A 16,727-nucleotide genomic window follows, 5' to 3' on the forward strand; every position below is an offset into this window, starting at 1 on the left:
GTGACACTATGGCTAAAATTATTGTTTCCGATCAAGATCTTGCCTATCCTCTACCTCATCAAGTAGAACAAGTAAAGACTTTTCAAACTAATCAATCTTTATTCGCTGATGCCAGTCAAAGATTAGAAAAAGCTTTAAAGTATGTATCTATTTCTGAAGATGCAATTCAACGCTTGAGATATCCCAAAACTAGCTTGAGTGTTTCAATTCCGATCCGAATGGATGATGGTTCACTGCGGATTTTCTCAGGTTACCGTGTTCGTTACGATGATACTAGAGGACCGGGAAAAGGAGGAGTCCGCTATCATCCCAACGTTACTTTAGATGAAGTGCAATCTCTGGCTTTTTGGATGACTTTTAAATGTGCCTTGTTGGATTTACCTTTTGGAGGTGCTAAAGGCGGAATTACAGTTAATCCTAAAGAATTATCTAAGTCGGAATTAGAAAGATTGAGTCGTGGTTATATTGATGCGATCGCAGATTTTATTGGACCTGATGTAGATATTCTCGCACCTGATGTCTACACTAATGCCACGATTATGGGTTGGATGATGGATCAGTATGGCATTATTAAGCGTCAACTTAGTCGGGGAGTAGTAACGGGAAAACCTTTAACCTTGGGTGGTAGTCAAGGAAGAGATGCAGCAACAGCAACGGGTGCTTATTACGTAATTCAAACAGTTTTACCCAAATTTAAAAAAATTCCCCAAAAAACAACTGTAGCAGTCCAAGGTTTTGGTAATGCAGGCTCGATTTTAGCCGAATTACTCGATCAAGCTGGTTATCAAGTGGTAGCGGTAAGCGATTCTCAAGGAGGAATTTATGCACCTCAAGGATTAGATATTCCGAGTATTCGTGAGTATAAAACCAGCCGTCGGGGAATTAAGGCAGTTTATTGTCAAGATAGTGTTTGTAATATTGTAGAACACAAAATAATTACTAATCAAGAGTTGCTGGCTTTAGATGTTGATGTTTTGATTCCAGCAGCTTTAGAAAATCAAATTACGATTGATAATGCAGCAACAGTCAAAGCTAAATTTATCTTTGAGGTTGCTAATGGCCCTATTTCTTCGGCAGCAGACGAAATTTTAACCGAAAAAGGGATTTATGTCTTTCCCGATATTTTGGTTAATGCAGGTGGTGTAACTGTTAGCTATTTTGAATGGGTACAAAATCGTAATGGTTGGTATTGGACGTTAGAAGAAGTTAATCAACGTTTACAAACAAAAATGGAAGCAGAAACCGAAAAAACTTGGTCTCTTGCCCAAGAATTAAATTTGGATTTACGTACGGCTGCTTACGTTCATGGTTTAAATCGTCTGGGAGAAGCTTTGGATGCCAAAGGAACGAGAGATTACTATAGCAATCATCAATAGCGTTTCTTAATTAATTGAGATGCAGTCAATACTCTGGTTTTTTGTTGATAGTTGATTGTGTGTCCACGCCTTTACACTGATGAACATAGATGGAGATTATCGGTTGGTGGTGTTTTTTGTTGATAATTGATGGTTGGTCGCTACGCGCACCTTCGGTGAGGTTAATTGTTACTTGCTACTTTGTAACTGGTGTACAGACATAACATGGTACGTCTCTACCGATAACTGATATCCTCAATTATCTTTTTTTAATAACTATTGATAGATAATAAGTGACTCAATCTCGCTAAAATTAAAAAGTAAGATTGATAAATTTGGTATTGCTAAATAGTAATAATAATGAATAATCAACAGAATACTTATGAAGTAGCAATTATTGGTGCGGGTGTTTGTGGAACTGCTTTACTTTATACGTTGAGCAAATATACTAATATTAATAAAATTGCCTTAATCGAAAAAAATACAGATGTAGCTTTAGTTAATTCTCATAAAAATAGTAATAGTCAAACACTTCATTTCGGTGATATTGAAACCAATTACACTTTAGCCAAAGCGGAAAAAGTTAATCAGGCAGCAAGCTTAGTTAAATATTATCTTTTGAATAATGATCCTCAACAAAAGATTTATACTAAATATCACAAAATGGTTTTAGCTGTTGGTAAAGAACAAGTAGCTAAACTTCAAGAAAGATATCAAGAGTTTAAACAATTATTTCCAGAGCTAAAATTAATTGATCGCACAGAAATTGCTCAAATTGAACCTCGGGTTTTACAAGGAAGAGATACACAAGAACAAATTTTAGCTTTATATACACCTGAAGGTTATACAATTGATTTTCAAAAATTGGCTCAATCTTTTTTAAACAATGCTTTAAATAATAAGACAAAAACCATTGATTTGATGATGGGAAAAAAAGTTACTCAAATTATTAAACAAGGAAATTATTATTATTTAAATATTGAGGGAAAAACTATTATTACTAAAGCGATCGCAGTAATGGCAGGAGCGCACAGTCTTTTATTTGCTAAATCTTTGGGATATGGTTTAGATTATGCACTTTTAAGTGTAGCTGGTAGTTTTTATTTTGCTCCCGAAGTTCTCAACGGTAAAGTTTATACTGTTCAATTACAAAAATTACCTTTTGCAGCTATTCATGGCGATCCTGAAGTGGACGATCTCACTAGAACTAGATTTGGTCCAACGGCAAAAGTTTTACCCATGTTAGAACGTCATAATTATACGACTGTTTGGGAATATTTTCAAACCGCAGGATTAAGTATTAAGGCGATTACTAGCTTTTTAAAAATTCTGGCTGACCCGATTATTTTTAGATATATTGTTTTAAATTTTATCTACGATTTACCCTTCATTGGTAAAAGATTATTTATCAAAGAAGTTAGAAAAATTATTCCGACAATTCAATTAAAAGATTTAGAATTTGCTCAAGGATACGGTGGAATTCGACCACAAATTGTCAATTTGAAAACCCAAAGTTTAGAAATGGGCGAAGCTAAACTAACAGGCGATCGCGCTATTTTTAATATTACTCCTTCTCCAGGTGCATCGACTTGTTTACAAAATGCTTACGATGATACGGAGAAGTTAATTGTTTTTTTGGGTGGTGAATATAGTTTTAATAAAAAACAATTTTTAGATGATTTATTAGTTAATCAAGTTATGAGTAAATAAGATTATATAGCGTTTGTCAATTAAATGAAACACAGGCGAAAGTAGTGGTTTTTGTTGATAGTTAATTGTTAATGGTTGGTCGCTACGCGCACCTTCGGTGAGGTTGATTGTTGATTATTAATCTCTCATAATTAGTAATTAGTAACTGGTGTACAGATGTAACATGTTGCGGTGAGACCCTGCGCCACGCCAGTCGCTCCACTTGGGGATACTCCAAGACCGCGCTGGCTCACCTGCGGGCGCAAAGGAACGCTCACCAAGACACGTCTCTACCGATAAATGTTCATAGATGTACCTCACTAAGAGCGAGAAAGGCTAGATCAAATCCGTTTAATTAGTCATAATTTGTAGTGCGACTAATAAAAGTTGTGGGCGAGACGGATGCACCATCCGCGCACGCACTAGTTATTGAGGTTATTGAATCGGATTTGATCTTAGAATTAGCAGGAGTAAGATTTATTCACCTACTTGCTCTTGGTCAATAGGTACTAGTTTATAAAGCGTTCCATTGATATTGGCTTGTTTAGTGCTAGTTTCGTTGCTAGTTGGACTAGATTGAACATTATAGTTAATCGGGTTTTTAACAACATTTACAGCATCTTTAACAGTCGCATTAACGTCCACAGCGGTAACTGCTATTGTACGTTCCACATCCCGATAAGTATCATTAACACCTGTCGCGACACTCTGAACCGCATCACCAATATCTTGTATGGTGTCATTAATGTTTATCGCTGTTTTTTTGACGGTATTGCCAATATCTTTGATGTTTTTATTGATGCGAGCAACAGAATTTTTATTAGTTAAAATACTAGCTATTCCTCCTAAAGTTGCACCAATTATTACGCCAGATATTAACCTATTCAGCCCATTGTTGGGTGTTGTCTGTGTATTGTATTGCTCGGTAGTTGCTTGGTATGTCGATTCTGTAAAATTGTTTTGCTCATCAATTAGAGGTTGATTGCTACTAGTCATTTTTCATTTCCTTGCATACAATTGATTAGTTTTTTTGTTGATCAAAGAATAGAATTGAAGCTAAAATTATCAGGTTTTGAGATTGGTGAATGATTGCCAAGTTGGAAATATATTGATCAGTCTGGAAAATAATTCAATTTACGAAATTAGAGGAGGCAAGAGGCGAGAATCTCTTCCCGCCTTTAAGTTTCGTCTGCCATCTCACGGTGGTAATCCTACCGCGCCAATTTAATGTCGTTACTTAAAACTCAATCGAAAGAATTTGAACGATTGATAGTGATTTGGCATCTCAAATTAACTCGGCCTCTCTTGGCATCGCTCTTTAATAAGATTCGGGAGGGTTAGGAGGGTTATATGAGAGGGGATTTTCATAATCCGTTTGGAAAACTTCTTCTTCAAAGCGTTGATTTTCTAGAGATTGGTCGGCATCTTCCGCAGCATTTTTGACAGAATCTGCTACATTATTTATCTTTTGTGTACTAGTTTCGCTAGAATTTTTGACAGAATCTGCTACGTTATTTACTGTTTGTGTGAGATTTTCGCTGGAAGTTTTGACGGAATTAGTCGTTCCTTTGACAACTTGGTTAATATCTTCGGCAGTACTTTGTACAGCATCTGCTGCCTGCTTTGTTCCTTCATTTATTCCCCGTGCTACTTCCTTGGTGCTACCAACCACAGCATAAGTCACACCTTCACCAACACTCTTAACTACGTTTCCTAAACCTTTTGCTGTCTCCCCTAGACCTTCACCAACGGTTTTGATGCCATCTCCTACCCCTTTTACAGTATGGTTAAAGCCTTGAGAAGCTTTTTTACCTCCAAAAAGACCAGTTAATGCGCCTACAGAAACACCGATTAGTCCTCCCAATAATGCCCCTGCTAAAATGGGATTGAGATTTTTGTCTTCTGACCTACCTTCAAAGTCGCGCTTATTAGCAAACGACTCTTGTTTTGGTTCGATTGGACGAGAAACTGTTGAACGAGCATAAGATTGCTCTGTATCGATTGGTTGATAATATTCGTCATCGCGAACTGTTGAAGGTCGGTTGTTGCTAATCATAATTGTTACCTTGGATGAGCGATTGATTACTTACTAATAAATTAGTAAGCCAGTGAAAGAAGCTAATCGCTCTTTAGTCGTAGATAAAACTCCAACTTTAGTCAGGCGTTATGAAAAATTTTTTGCTGAGTATTGATACCAATATCTTAACTTGGGTTATGCTACAAAATAGTAGTTATAGTTTAACTAAAGTCAAAATCTGACTAGCAGCGCGATCGCATACTCCTTCTTCTCCTAATAAAGAACGCATTTGTTGATAATCTTGTTGCAGTTTACGCTGATTTTTTTCATTTAAAAGTAAGTTTAAAGTTTCAGTAACAACTGCTGTAGAAGTAGCTTCTTCCTGTTGTAATTCTGGAACAATTTTTTGATTAACTAATAAATTAGTTGGTGACATTAAAGGAATTTTAAACTTGAGCAAACTGCGAGCGAGCCAAGCAGTAAATGGATGAATCCGATACAAAACTACTTGAGGAATATTAAGTAAAGCAATTTCTAAATTAACTGTACCTGATTTAGTAATAGCTAAATCGGCTGCCGCGATCGCTGATAAAGTTTGATTTTTTAATAAAGTTGCCGATAAATTATATTGTTGTACGGCTGTTGCAATTTTTTGTTCATAATCTGTTAAAACCACAGGAATTAAGAAATGAACATCAGGTAATTTATTTTGAATTTCTCGTGCTGCTGTCAAAATTACGGGCAGTAAATATTTTAATTCTTGTCTTCTCGAAGCAGGCAGTAAAGTAATAATTAATTGTTTCGATTTGATACCTAATAATTCCCGCGCTTGTTGACGATTGGGAGCAGTTTTGATGCGGTCTAATAAGGGATGACCAACCCATTTTACATCTATTCCTTGGGACTGAAAATAATCAGCTTCCGCAGGAAAAATTGCCAAAATTCGATCTACAATTTTTTCCAGATGTTTGGCATGACCTAACATTGGCACCGCCCAATCTTGAGGAGCAATATAATAAATTATTTTGACGTTTGGTAGATTGGCGCGGACATATTTCCCAATTACTAAATTGGGTCCCGGATAATCAATTAGAATTAAAATATCTGGAGGATTAGCTTGCAAATATTTTTTAGCACGCTTTTGAACTTCTAAGGTTGGCAGAATAAAAGGTACAGCTTCCAACAAACCAATTGAACTAATTTTGGTAGTATCTGCGAGTAAATTAGCCCCCGCTGCTGCCATGCGACTACCACCTAAAGCGGTAATTTCTAGAGGAATGTTTTTCGCTCTTGCCTGACGTTGAAGAGCATCGATTAACATCGCCCCTTGCAAATCCCCAGAAATTTCTCCAGTACTAATAAAAATACGCATTATTTATTTTTGTCCGGGAATTAAACCTCTTCTACCATCAGCAATAGAACTCTGAAGAAAATCTCTTAGGTGTCCAATTGCTTCACTTTCAGTCAGTATTTCTAATTGTGCGATCGCTTTATCTAAAGGAATACCTTCATGATAGAGTAAACGAAAAGCTTGTTTTAACTTACTAATTTCCGAATGAGAAAAACCCCTTCTTTTCAGTGCCACCAAATTTAGCGATCGCACTCGCGCAGGATTTCCTTCTACTAACATATAAGGAGGAACATCGCGACTAATCCGACTCATTCCCGCCACCATTGCCATTCGTCCAACATGAACGAATTGATGAACTCCCAAGACTCCACTAATCACTGCCATTGATTCAATTTTGACATGACCAGCCATTGCCACATTATTAGCAATAATGACGTCATTTTCAATGATGCAATTGTGGGCAACATGGGAATAAGCCATCAAAAGATTGTCATTACCGATGATAGTTGCTTCATCCTCCTCCGTAGCCCGATTAATCGTAACATACTCACGGATGCGATTGCGATCGCCAATAATCACTTTACTTTTTGCCCCTTGATATTTTAAATCTTGAGGTTCTAAACCAATCGCAGCCCCTGGAAAAATTTGATTATGTTTGCCTATTTCGGTTGGTCCTTCGATAATGGCATGAGAACCAACCACAGTATTTGCCCCAATTTTAACGTCAGCCCCAATTACAGCATAGGGTTTGACCTGAACTGTGGAATCTAGTTCAGCTTTGGGGTCAATTACAGCAGTAGGATGAATTAAGCCACTCAAGAGAGTAATCAATTTTATTAAGAAAAATTACAGCTAACAGCTTACAGGAGAAAAGATTAATCAATCAAGGAAAACATCATATCCCCTTGAACCGCAAGTTGACCGTCTACTTCTCCTTTTCCCTGCATTTTGGCAATACGATTCTGTTTAAAGGATAAAAGTTCCACAGTCATAATTAATTGATCTCCAGGAATAACTGGACGACGAAAACGCACCTTATCAATTCCTGCAAAAGCAAAGAATTTACCCTCCATACCAGGTAATTGTACGAGAACGATTCCTCCTACTTGTGCCATTGCTTCTACCATTAAAACCCCAGGCATCAAAGGACGGCTAGGAATGTGTCCAGGAAAATAAGGTTCATTAAAAGTAACATTTTTCAGTCCTACTGCTTTTTGACCAGGTACATACTCAAGAATACGGTCGACCAAAGCAAACGGATAACGATGAGGTAATAGACGGTGAATTTCCTCAATGGTCAGAGTTGTTTGAGTAGCAGTTATTTGATTATTTTCAGTAACAGTTGACATTTTAAATTAATTTAATTGATCAAGATCAGCCAAAGTTCTTGCCAGTTGAATATGTAACTTATGACTTGCTTTATAAGCAAGAAAATGAGCTTGAGGAAATCTGCCCAGTAAACTCAGATCTCCTACTAAATCTAATAGTTTATGACGGGCTGGTTCATTCGTAAATCTTAAAGGGGGATTGAGCCACCCTGACTTACTACAAACCAAAGCATTTTCTAAACTACCACCTCGAATTAAACCAGCTTGTTGTAGATGTTCAATCTGTTCTGCCAAGCCAAAAGTCCTAGCTGGGGCTACTTCTTGAGCAAAATTACCTTCCTGGCAACTCCAACTATGCCATTGATTAGCGATCGCACTATAAGGAAAGTCAATGCCATAAGTAAAACGAGTTTCTGGACTAGGTAAGGCAGCCACAAAAGCATCTCCTTCTTGAATCCAGATAGGTTGTCGCAGTAACCAAGGAGAACGATCACAAACAGAAGAAACAATTCCCACAGCAGCGATCGCTTCTAGCCATAACTTTGCCGAACCATCTAACAAAGGAACTTCTGCCCCATCAATTTCGATACGAGCATCATCAACTCCACTTGCTGCTAAAGATGCTAGTAAGTGTTCAACCGTTCTCACTTTAGCTTCTCCTTGAGCTAATTCAGTGGAAAGAGTTGTCTGACTCACAGCTTGAACTGTAGCTGGAATAATAGGTTGATTAGGTAAATCGACTCGGACAAAATATCTTCCCTGATTAGATTCATCAGGAAGAACTTTAACAGTGGTAGTTTCACCCGAATGCAAACCCACCCCTGACAATTCAAAAGCTGTTTTTAATGTATTACCCATTGATATAAGCAACATGTGTAGGGACGCCTGCTACGTCTCTACTAAATAACTGATTAAAACCTCTCGCCAATACCAAAATGAATCCGATTATCTCCCTCATCGTTAATGGCATAATCAACCCTAATTTGACCAAGAGGAGATTGTACCCTAACACCAGCACCATAACCAAAACCGCTTCCAGGTAAATCTCTAACTTGTGAAGGTTCGCCAGGAACAGCACCATCTGAACCGAGAGTAGTACCATAATCTAAAAATAAAGCACCACCGACAATCGAGAAGATTGGAAAACGATATTCTGCTGTAGCTTGGACATAACTGCGTCCGCTACCAACTTCCCCCTCTGCATAACCTCGTACCGAATTACTACCACCAAGAACAAAAGCCTCATAAGGAGGTAAATCGCCTAATACCGTCCCTGCTTGAAGATTCAAAGCTAAAGCTTGAGGGCCTTCACTAAAACTAATAAAATCGATCGGAATATAATAACTGTAACTACCTCTAATTCGATTAAACAAAATACTACCTGAACCAATCGGAATAGTTTGGTCTACTCCTAATCGCAACAAAGAACCTTGAGTAGGTTGTAAATTATTATTACGGCGATCGCGTGTAGCTCCAAAACGCAGAGTAAAAAGATCGTCTTCTCCACTGTCACTGAAAGCTAAATTCTGACTTCCATCTTGTGGCCTAGACAGAGGTGCAATCTCACCATCGGCATTTTCAATCTGAACCCGTTGATATTGAAACCCAGTTGATAAAGTCCAATCTGCCTTTTTAAAAGGATCTCTCGAAAGAGGACGAGAAAAATTAATTCCTCCGCCAGTACGTACAACTCTAGGACTATCATCTTCGTTAGCAGTCCTAATATCATTCTCATCACCATCAAATACCAGAGAAATAGAACGACGACGAAAAGCATTTACTGTATAAGAAGTACGGAAAGGATCTCCTCCAATCCAAGGATCACTAAAACTAACATCAAATAATAATTCTCTTTGCCCTAGTTGTACCTCTGCACCAAGGGTTTGATTATTTCCGCCTAGATTTTTTTGTTGATAACTAACAGTACCAAATAAACCACTAGAAGAACTAAAACCCGCCCCTGCTGCTACTGAACCCGTATTACTTTCAACTACATCAACATTAACTACTACTTTACGGGGGTCTTCTCCTGGACTAAAAGAAAAACGAGCATCTTCAAAAATACCCAAGCCAAACACTCGTTGTAAATCTCTTTGCGCCGTATCCCGTTTGAAGACATCTCCAGGTTCTAATTCAATTTCGCGAGTAATAATAAAATCACGAGTTTTCCCATCGATTGGTTCGTCTTCTTCATCAAAATATCTTACTTGAATATCTTCGATAACCCCTTCAGCTACCACCAAAGTGACTGTACCATCAGGAGAAACTTGCGGTGCGCCAACCACCTGAGCTAGTTCATAACCATTTTGGGTATACCATTGATTTAATTGCTTAATTCCGTTTTGCAAATCTCTGAGATTCAGAATTCTACCGTAGTTATTAGCGAAAATTTTATCTACTTGTTCTGCTGGTAAAACTCGATTTCCTTCTGGGGGAACAGTTTCGATTACGACTTGGTTGAGAATGGGATTGGGTTGAACTGCAAAAGTAATTCTGACTCCCAAAGGTGTATCTTCTGGTGTGACTTGTACGTCTTGGAAGAATCCTGTTGCATAAACTGCATTAACATCTTCTTGTAGTTGAGAACGAGTAGTAGTTCTTCCTGGTTGAGTGTTAATCGTTTCGTAAACAATATCTTCTAGTTCATCATCAGCACCTACCACAGAAACTTCAGCTACTAACACACGAGGTTCTGGTGCTTGTGCTGGTGTTTGTTCGGTATCATTTGGTTGAGTTTGATTTGGAGGCGTTGGTTGATTTTCAGTCGGTGGTGTTTGATTCTCTATTTGGGGAGGTTGTTGTTCGGAATCAGGTACATTTGGAGGTTGACCATTATCAAGCGGAATTTCGAGTTGAGGAGATTGATTATCAGGAAAATCAGTCTGGGCAAGATAATTAGTCTTGTTTGTGGAGATGATAACTTGTGGCTTAAGTGGTTTGTTGAGAATAGGAATTTTTGCTTGATTTTCCCTTTGACTAATAACGGAATTTGGCACGACTTCCCCTCTAGCAGCTAAAGGCAAACTTAGGGAATAAGAGGTTGCCATGAGAATTGCTAAAGCAGGGGACAAACTAAAGTTTCTTGGTTTTTCTATCACTTCCACACACCCAATTGAGCGATCAATAATGTAGCAGTTTTTATCCTGAGTTAACTCAAGATCTTGGCTTGGTTTGGTTGTATCTGTAGCTAAACATTGAAAAATATTTTTGTTTGAGTGTGGTCTTCAACATAAACATATAGGTTTAGCATCATACTTAGTCCAAGATGTGAGATAACCAATTTTACCCAAATGACTCCACAGGAAATAATTAGTTTCCTTTTTGTTACCAGACTACATTTTTAGGTCATAAAAGAAAAAAAACAGTAAAAGATAAAAATCTCTACTAAAAGATCAGCTAAGATTAACTGCTTGTTTACTGCTGAGGGGTTGAGTTTCGGATTTGTTCGATCTGAGCTAAAACTCTTGCTTGTACTTGTTGATAAGCAGATTCTATTTGTCCCAAATCTTTCCGAAAACGATCTTTATCCATTACTCTGGCTTGGGGATCGCTTTCTTTTTGATCCCAAAGACGACAAGTATCAGGACTAATTTCGTCAGCTAAGAGAATTTTTTGTTCCGCATCGTGACCAAATTCTAATTTAAAATCAACCAAAGTAATTTCGCAACGATTAAAAAAATCTTGGAGATATTGATTAATTTTTAATGCTATCTCCTCAATTTCTTGTAGTTGTTCCTGAGTAACAATCTCTAATAAGAAAATGCGATCGCGTGTTAATAAAGGATCTCCTAATTGATCGTTTTTTAGATAATACTCTACTAAAGGAACAGGTAACACTTGACCTTCTGGTAATCCTGTTTGACGACAAAGGCTACCCGCAGCAATATTTCTCACTACTACCTCAAGGGGTATTATTTTGACCGCCTTGACTCGCATTTGATTGGGTGCTGGCGTGTCGATGTAATGAGTTGGAATCCCGAACGACTCTAACCACTCAAACAAGGCTGCTGCTATGTTACAGTTAATTGCTCCTTTACCGTAAATTTGTCCTTTTTTCTGTGCATTAAACGCAGTAGCATCATCTTTATAAACACTCAGTAGTATGAAAGGGTCTTTTGTCTGATAAAGAATTTTAGCTTTGCCTTCGTAAAGTTTTTCTGTCTGCAACATAGTTATCTAGTTTATTTGTCTGACTTTGTTTTAATCTTTGCTTAACCACAGGTTAAGAAAAAGTTAACATGACATTAGCTGGAGCAAATAATATACTCATTAAGGAAACTGATTTTTTCCCGATGCATTTTATGTCAGTAAGCATTATAAGTAAATGTAGAACGCTACAGTTTCGGTAGCCAACACTCATCTATCTAAATTAGGTAATCGTCATAATTAAAAAGTTAGCGTAGTACAAGTTAATAAAAACAAATTTACTTAATATAGGAAATTAACAATGGCAGATAATCACGATAAATATAATTTTCTTTATCCTCGCAACTCATATCACGGTCAAGTTCAACCCGAAAATCTTGTTTTTAACGCTAATTTGCAAGAGTTTGCTCATAAAGTCAGTTATATTTGTAATTTGGAAACTGGAGGTAAGCTACCTTCTGAAGAAGCTTACAAACAAATTAAATCTTTGTGGAAACAACTCAAACGCAGCAAAAAAGAATTAGGCATTGGCAAAAAACCGTTTGATCATGACCAAGAATTGGAGTAAAACTTAATTGTCATTAATTGATTGTTAATGGTTAATGGTGGATTGATAACTGGTAAATAGTCATTAATTATTGGTAATAAACACACCACCAATGACAAACGACAAAGGCATATAGTGAGTCTTTCGCCTTAAGCGATCGCTAGTGGTGCTGCGAAGTGACGAATAACCAACAACTAATCACAAAGGACAAAATTAATGTCTCGCTCGAAAGCTTTGCAATATTACATTATTGCTCGTTTGTTGTTAGCTCCTTTAATGCTGTGGACAATTACTACAGTAGTATTTTTACTTCTAAGGGCAACTCCAGGAGATCCTGCCGATGCTATTTTAGGCACTCGCGCTCCTGAAGCAGCTAAAGCAGCCTTAAGAGAACAATTAGGGTTAACTGCTCCTCTCCCAATTCAATACGTTCATTATTTAGGCGATTTATTTCAGTTTAATTTGGGAACTTCTCTTACCAGTCGAGGTTTGTTTGTCTGGGATGTGATTAAAGAGTATTTTCCTGCAACGGTAGAGCTTGCTTGTTTTAGTATGGCAGTAGCCTTAATTGTCGGAGTTGGTGTAGGAATAATCTCCGCTTCTTTTCCACGTACTGGTTGGGATGTGGGCGGAAGATTATTTGGCATTATTACTTATTCCCTTCCTTTGTTTTGGGTAGGGATGATTTTACAGTTGATTTTTTCGGTGCAATTAAATTGGTTTCCTTTAGGAACTCGTTTTCCCGTTAACGCGGTTACTCCACCTACTCTAACTGGTTTGTACACCATTGATAGTATTTTGACAGGTAATGTTGGGATGCTATTAACTGCTTTACATTATCTAGCATTACCCTGTGTTACATTAGGTATTCTTCTTAGTGGTATTTTTGAGCGAATTGTCAGAGTTAATTTGAAGCAAACTTTACAAGCAGATTATGTTGAAGCTGCCAGAGCGCGGGGAATTCCAGAAAAAACAATTTTATTCTCTCATGCCTTTAAAAATGCTTTGATTCCTGTTATTACCGTGTTGGGTTTAACTTTTGCAGCTTTATTAGGTGGTGCAGTTTTGACGGAGGTAACTTTTTCTTGGCCTGGACTTGGTAATCGCCTTTATGAAGCAATTTCTCTGAGAGATTATCCAACTGTTCAAGGAATTATGGTATTTTTCGGTGTAATTGTCACAATTGCTAGTATTTGCATTGATTTGATTAATGCTTATATCGATCCTCGCATTCGCTATTAAAATCAAGCAGGTTTTTTGTTAACAAATTTTTATAAAAAAAAGCACAATAGAGGATAATGATGTTTTACAGGTACATTGCCGACGAATTTAAAGTATACTATGCCCAAAACTGAGCGCAGAATATTTTTATTAGATTTTGAAAAGCCTCTTTGTGAATTAGAATCAAGAATCGATCAGATTCGCGAACTAGCAGCAGAAAACCAAGTTGATGTCTCAGAAGAAATTGCTCAACTAGAAGCTAGAGCAGAGCAACTGCGCAAAGAAATTTTTAGCACTCTCACCCCAGCACAGAGATTGCAATTAGCCCGTCATCCACGTCGTCCCAGTACTTTAGATTATATTCAGGCAATTACTGACGAATGGCTAGAGTTACATGGCGATCGCTCTGGTTCAGACGATCCAGCTTTAATCGGTGGTGTGGCTCGCCTCAATGGTAGACCAGTCGTGATGTTAGGTCATCAAAAAGGTAGAGATACTAAAGATAATATTGTCCGTAATTTTGGGATGGCTTCCCCTGGTGGTTATCGCAAAGCGATCCGTTTAATGGAACACGCCAATAAATTTAAAATGCCGGTCTTGACTTTTATTGATACTCCTGGTGCTAACCCTGGTGTCGAAGGAGAAAGACTAGGTCAAGGAGAAGCGATCGCCTATAATCTGAGAGAAATGTTTAGTTTCGATGTGCCAATTATTTGTACGGTAATTGGGGAAGGTGGTTCAGGAGGTGCTTTGGGTATTGGGGTCGCTGACCGCTTGTTGATGTTTGAACACTCAGTGTACACTGTAGCTAGTCCCGAAGCTTGTGCTGCCATTTTGTGGAAAGACGCCAAAAAAGCCGATCAAGCTGCCTCTGCTTTAAAAATTACTTCTTGGGATTTACAAGAATTGGGTTTAATCGATCAAATTTTGCCCGAACCTACTAGTGGGGCGCACGCCGAACCCTTAGAAGCAGCAGCAACCCTCAAACAAGCACTGTGGGTAAATTTGGAACAGTTATCAGAAATGACCACAGAACAAAGAAAACAATTGCGATATCAAAAATTTCGTCAAATGGGAAAATTTGAAGAACTTCATCATTAAAAGTTTGGCTGAGAGCGAAATTATAAAAACAGTATTAATTTAAAAATCTGAGAGTGTTATAATAACTGAGGCAACAATTTGTAACAATTCCTTTAAAAAAACTGGTTGCTCTAATTGGTTTTTACCAATTATCATTCAGCCTATTTTAATCAAAATAGCAGTCTTGGTGGAAGACAAAGTCAACCAATTTGAACACAGGTTTATATTGTCAACACGGCGATTTTGTATGCCGAGGTTGTTTCGGCACATTTCGTTGTCAAGTATTTCTCAGCGATGGCACTTCATTAGATGTCATCAAAAAATTAGTGATAGTCAAGGGAGAAACAGATCAGTTTCAATCTCTATGACAGTTTTTTTCTGAGAAACTATCCACCAAAAGTAACATTTATTAACCAAGATGAGTATCTCTGATGAATCCACCCCCAAATCAACTGCGAGCAATTTTAACAGGAGCTAGTAGTGGTATTGGTAAGGCAACTGCTCTTGCCTTTGCTAAAGCAGGAATTAATCTTGCTTTAGTTAGTCGTTCTCTAGATAAGCTGGAAGCAGTAGCTGAAGCTGTTAGAGCGGTGGGGGTAGAAGCTCAAGTTTATCCATTAGATCTCGCTCAAGTTGAGATTGTCCAAGCCAAGCTTAAAGCGATCGCAGAAGAATTTGGACCAATCGATTTTCTGGTTAACAATGCAGGAATTGGATATACCAATTTACTAAGCCAAACTTCTCTAGCTGATTGGCAACAAGTGATCAATTTAAATTTGACCAGTGTGTTCCAATGTATTCAAGGAGTTTTGCCTCAGATGCGCCAACGTCATCAAGGCACAATTATTAATGTTGCTTCCATTGCTGCTCATCAGGCTTTTCCCGAATGGGGAGTTTATAGTGTTAGCAAAGCAAGCATCATCGCCTTGAGCAAAACTTTAGCTGTAGAAGAAAGAACTAACGGCATTCGAGTTATGACAATTTCTCCTGGTGCTGTGAATACTCCAATCTGGGACACAGACACAGTACAAGCAGATTTTAATCGAGAAGCAATGTTAACACCAGAGCTTGTCGCTCGGTCTATTCTTCATGCTGCTTTACTACCACAACAGGCAACCATTGAGGAAATAACAATCATGCCCAGTGGTGGAGCTTTGTAAGCTTGGCAAAGTTATCGATCTATACCTATCAAGAGATACGAGTTTTACTTACATTTATTTAACTATGACAACAGTTTCTTCTAACGGTTCTAATCGCTCAAAATCTATCAATATTAATAGTTCTAATAATCTTCATTCCAGTTTGATAGAACAAGTTTCTAGTAGACCAGATCGTAACACTCACAATGGTCAACAAGCCCAAATTCATGCAGCATCCGAACAAGCTCAAGAAAAAATGATGGCTGCTGTCCGAGTTATGTTAGAGTCTGTGGGTGAAGATCCAGAGCGTGAAGGACTGCTGAAAACGCCTAAAAGAGTAGCAGAAGCCATGCAGTTTCTGACTCAAGGTTATAATCAATCCTTAGAAAAGATTGTTAACGATGCGATCTTTGATGAAGGTCATAATGAAATGGTTTTGGTTAGAGATATTAGTTTCTTTAGCCTTTGTGAACACCATATGTTGCCTTTTATGGGAAGAGCGCACGTTGCTTATATTCCCAATCAAAAAGTAGTTGGTTTAAGTAAACTAGCTCGGATTGTTGAAATGTATGCTCGTCGTTTGCAAGTTCAAGAACGTCTTACCCGTCAAATTGCTGAAGCAATTCAAGAGGTATTAGAACCTCAAGGAGTTGCTGTTGTCATGGAAGCAACCCATATGTGTATGGTAATGCGTGGTGTAGAAAAGCCTGGTTCTTGGACGGTTACCAGCGCGATGTTAGGTGCATTTCAAGACGAGCAAAAAACTCGCGATGAATTTTTGAATCTAATTCGTCATCAACCTAGTTTCATGTAATTTTAAATAAATAAAAATCTGTGCGGGGAGTCTGGAATTC

At 37.9% G+C, this 16,727-nt stretch carries 16 protein-coding genes; 8 read left to right on the forward strand and 8 right to left on the reverse strand.

Annotated elements, in window-relative coordinates; genetic code table 11:
- Positions 1 to 8 precede the first annotated feature (8 nt).
- Together STA7437_RS18350 and STA7437_RS18355 are read left to right on the forward strand one after the other, a co-directional pair.
- Positions 9 to 1,376: a Glu/Leu/Phe/Val family dehydrogenase gene (locus STA7437_RS18350; RefSeq protein ID WP_015194890.1), complete on the forward strand. Its 1,368-nt coding sequence runs from the start codon at positions 9 to 11 to the stop codon at positions 1,374 to 1,376.
- 339 nt (positions 1,377 to 1,715) lie between these two features.
- A complete protein-coding gene (locus tag STA7437_RS18355; RefSeq protein WP_015194891.1) occupies positions 1,716 to 3,065 on the forward strand; it encodes an FAD-dependent oxidoreductase in 1,350 nt (449 codons plus the stop codon).
- 456 nt (positions 3,066 to 3,521) lie between these two features.
- Here the strand turns inward: STA7437_RS18355 and STA7437_RS18360 are convergent, their stop codons facing one another.
- Positions 3,522 to 4,040, reverse strand: a complete 519-nt coding sequence (locus STA7437_RS18360) for a YtxH domain-containing protein (RefSeq protein WP_015194892.1) — start codon at positions 4,038 to 4,040, stop codon at positions 3,522 to 3,524.
- 85 nt (positions 4,041 to 4,125) lie between these two features.
- Here STA7437_RS18360 and STA7437_RS26640 point away from each other — a divergent pair, with 85 nt between their 5' ends.
- Complete coding sequence (locus tag STA7437_RS26640) at positions 4,126 to 4,272, forward strand: hypothetical protein (protein ID WP_171815461.1); 147 nt, start codon at positions 4,126 to 4,128, stop codon at positions 4,270 to 4,272.
- Positions 4,273 to 4,362: 90 nt separating this feature from the next.
- Here the strand turns inward: STA7437_RS26640 and STA7437_RS25040 are convergent, their stop codons facing one another.
- From STA7437_RS25040 to purC, 7 genes are all read right to left on the reverse strand, one after another.
- Positions 4,363 to 5,100 carry a methyl-accepting chemotaxis protein gene (locus tag STA7437_RS25040; protein WP_015194893.1) on the reverse strand — a complete coding sequence of 246 codons (738 nt, stop codon included), beginning with the start codon at positions 5,098 to 5,100 and terminating at the stop codon, positions 4,363 to 4,365.
- 175 nt (positions 5,101 to 5,275) lie between these two features.
- Positions 5,276 to 6,433: a lipid-A-disaccharide synthase gene (gene lpxB / locus STA7437_RS18370; protein WP_015194894.1), complete on the reverse strand. Its 1,158-nt coding sequence runs from the start codon at positions 6,431 to 6,433 to the stop codon at positions 5,276 to 5,278.
- Positions 6,434 to 6,436: 3 nt separating this feature from the next.
- Positions 6,437 to 7,231 carry an acyl-ACP--UDP-N-acetylglucosamine O-acyltransferase gene (gene lpxA / locus STA7437_RS18375; RefSeq protein WP_015194895.1) on the reverse strand — a complete coding sequence of 265 codons (795 nt, stop codon included), beginning with the start codon at positions 7,229 to 7,231 and terminating at the stop codon, positions 6,437 to 6,439.
- Positions 7,232 to 7,287: 56 nt separating this feature from the next.
- On the reverse strand, positions 7,288 to 7,761 hold the full coding sequence (gene fabZ / locus STA7437_RS18380) for a 3-hydroxyacyl-ACP dehydratase FabZ (RefSeq protein ID WP_015194896.1): 474 nt from the start codon (positions 7,759 to 7,761) through the stop codon (positions 7,288 to 7,290).
- Between the two features lie 6 nt (positions 7,762 to 7,767).
- Entirely contained in the window at positions 7,768 to 8,598 is an 831-nt protein-coding gene (lpxC, locus tag STA7437_RS18385; protein ID WP_041620178.1) for a UDP-3-O-acyl-N-acetylglucosamine deacetylase, read from the reverse strand.
- 53 nt (positions 8,599 to 8,651) lie between these two features.
- Entirely contained in the window at positions 8,652 to 10,787 is a 2,136-nt protein-coding gene (locus STA7437_RS18390; RefSeq protein WP_015194898.1) for a BamA/TamA family outer membrane protein, read from the reverse strand.
- A gap of 367 nt (positions 10,788 to 11,154) precedes the next feature.
- Positions 11,155 to 11,910, reverse strand: coding sequence for a phosphoribosylaminoimidazolesuccinocarboxamide synthase (purC, locus tag STA7437_RS18395; protein ID WP_015194899.1), 756 nt, complete (start codon positions 11,908 to 11,910; stop codon positions 11,155 to 11,157).
- 277 nt (positions 11,911 to 12,187) lie between these two features.
- Here purC and STA7437_RS18400 point away from each other — a divergent pair, with 277 nt between their 5' ends.
- The 5 genes from STA7437_RS18400 (at position 12,188) to folE (ending at position 16,687) form a co-directional block, all read left to right on the forward strand.
- Positions 12,188 to 12,454 carry a DUF7219 family protein gene (locus tag STA7437_RS18400; RefSeq protein ID WP_015194900.1) on the forward strand — a complete coding sequence of 89 codons (267 nt, stop codon included), beginning with the start codon at positions 12,188 to 12,190 and terminating at the stop codon, positions 12,452 to 12,454.
- 195 nt (positions 12,455 to 12,649) lie between these two features.
- Positions 12,650 to 13,675: an ABC transporter permease gene (locus STA7437_RS18405; RefSeq protein WP_015194901.1), complete on the forward strand. Its 1,026-nt coding sequence runs from the start codon at positions 12,650 to 12,652 to the stop codon at positions 13,673 to 13,675.
- Positions 13,676 to 13,774: 99 nt separating this feature from the next.
- Positions 13,775 to 14,755: an acetyl-CoA carboxylase carboxyltransferase subunit alpha gene (locus tag STA7437_RS18410; protein ID WP_015194902.1), complete on the forward strand. Its 981-nt coding sequence runs from the start codon at positions 13,775 to 13,777 to the stop codon at positions 14,753 to 14,755.
- 410 nt (positions 14,756 to 15,165) lie between these two features.
- A complete protein-coding gene (locus tag STA7437_RS18415) occupies positions 15,166 to 15,894 on the forward strand; it encodes an SDR family oxidoreductase (RefSeq protein ID WP_015194903.1) in 729 nt (242 codons plus the stop codon).
- A gap of 64 nt (positions 15,895 to 15,958) precedes the next feature.
- Positions 15,959 to 16,687 (forward strand): GTP cyclohydrolase I FolE, encoded by a 729-nt coding sequence (folE, locus tag STA7437_RS18420; RefSeq protein WP_015194904.1) that lies wholly within the window; start codon positions 15,959 to 15,961, stop codon positions 16,685 to 16,687.
- Positions 16,688 to 16,727: the final 40 nt, after the last annotated feature.

The sequence above is a fragment of the Stanieria cyanosphaera PCC 7437 genome, from assembly GCF_000317575.1.
GTDB classification, from domain to species: Bacteria; Cyanobacteriota; Cyanobacteriia; order Cyanobacteriales; family Xenococcaceae; genus Stanieria; species Stanieria cyanosphaera.

What these genes read in the sequence shown, in the direction of transcription:
- STA7437_RS18405 (WP_015194901.1), top strand. Translation starts at nt 12,650, where the DNA reads ATGTCTCGCTCGAAAGCTTTGCAATATTACATTATTGCTCGTTTGTTG.
- STA7437_RS18390 (WP_015194898.1), bottom strand. Translation starts at nt 10,787, where the DNA reads ATGGCAACCTCTTATTCCCTAAGTTTGCCTTTAGCTGCTAGAGGGGAA.
- lpxC (WP_041620178.1), bottom strand. Translation starts at nt 8,598, where the DNA reads ATGGGTAATACATTAAAAACAGCTTTTGAATTGTCAGGGGTGGGTTTG.
- purC (WP_015194899.1), bottom strand. Translation starts at nt 11,910, where the DNA reads ATGTTGCAGACAGAAAAACTTTACGAAGGCAAAGCTAAAATTCTTTAT.
- STA7437_RS18415 (WP_015194903.1), top strand. Translation starts at nt 15,166, where the DNA reads ATGAATCCACCCCCAAATCAACTGCGAGCAATTTTAACAGGAGCTAGT.
- STA7437_RS18360 (WP_015194892.1), bottom strand. Translation starts at nt 4,040, where the DNA reads ATGACTAGTAGCAATCAACCTCTAATTGATGAGCAAAACAATTTTACA.
- lpxB (WP_015194894.1), bottom strand. Translation starts at nt 6,433, where the DNA reads ATGCGTATTTTTATTAGTACTGGAGAAATTTCTGGGGATTTGCAAGGG.
- STA7437_RS18410 (WP_015194902.1), top strand. Translation starts at nt 13,775, where the DNA reads ATGCCCAAAACTGAGCGCAGAATATTTTTATTAGATTTTGAAAAGCCT.
- STA7437_RS18350 (WP_015194890.1), top strand. Translation starts at nt 9, where the DNA reads ATGGCTAAAATTATTGTTTCCGATCAAGATCTTGCCTATCCTCTACCT.
- STA7437_RS18355 (WP_015194891.1), top strand. Translation starts at nt 1,716, where the DNA reads ATGAATAATCAACAGAATACTTATGAAGTAGCAATTATTGGTGCGGGT.
- folE (WP_015194904.1), top strand. Translation starts at nt 15,959, where the DNA reads ATGACAACAGTTTCTTCTAACGGTTCTAATCGCTCAAAATCTATCAAT.
- STA7437_RS25040 (WP_015194893.1), bottom strand. Translation starts at nt 5,100, where the DNA reads ATGATTAGCAACAACCGACCTTCAACAGTTCGCGATGACGAATATTAT.
- fabZ (WP_015194896.1), bottom strand. Translation starts at nt 7,761, where the DNA reads ATGTCAACTGTTACTGAAAATAATCAAATAACTGCTACTCAAACAACT.
- STA7437_RS18400 (WP_015194900.1), top strand. Translation starts at nt 12,188, where the DNA reads ATGGCAGATAATCACGATAAATATAATTTTCTTTATCCTCGCAACTCA.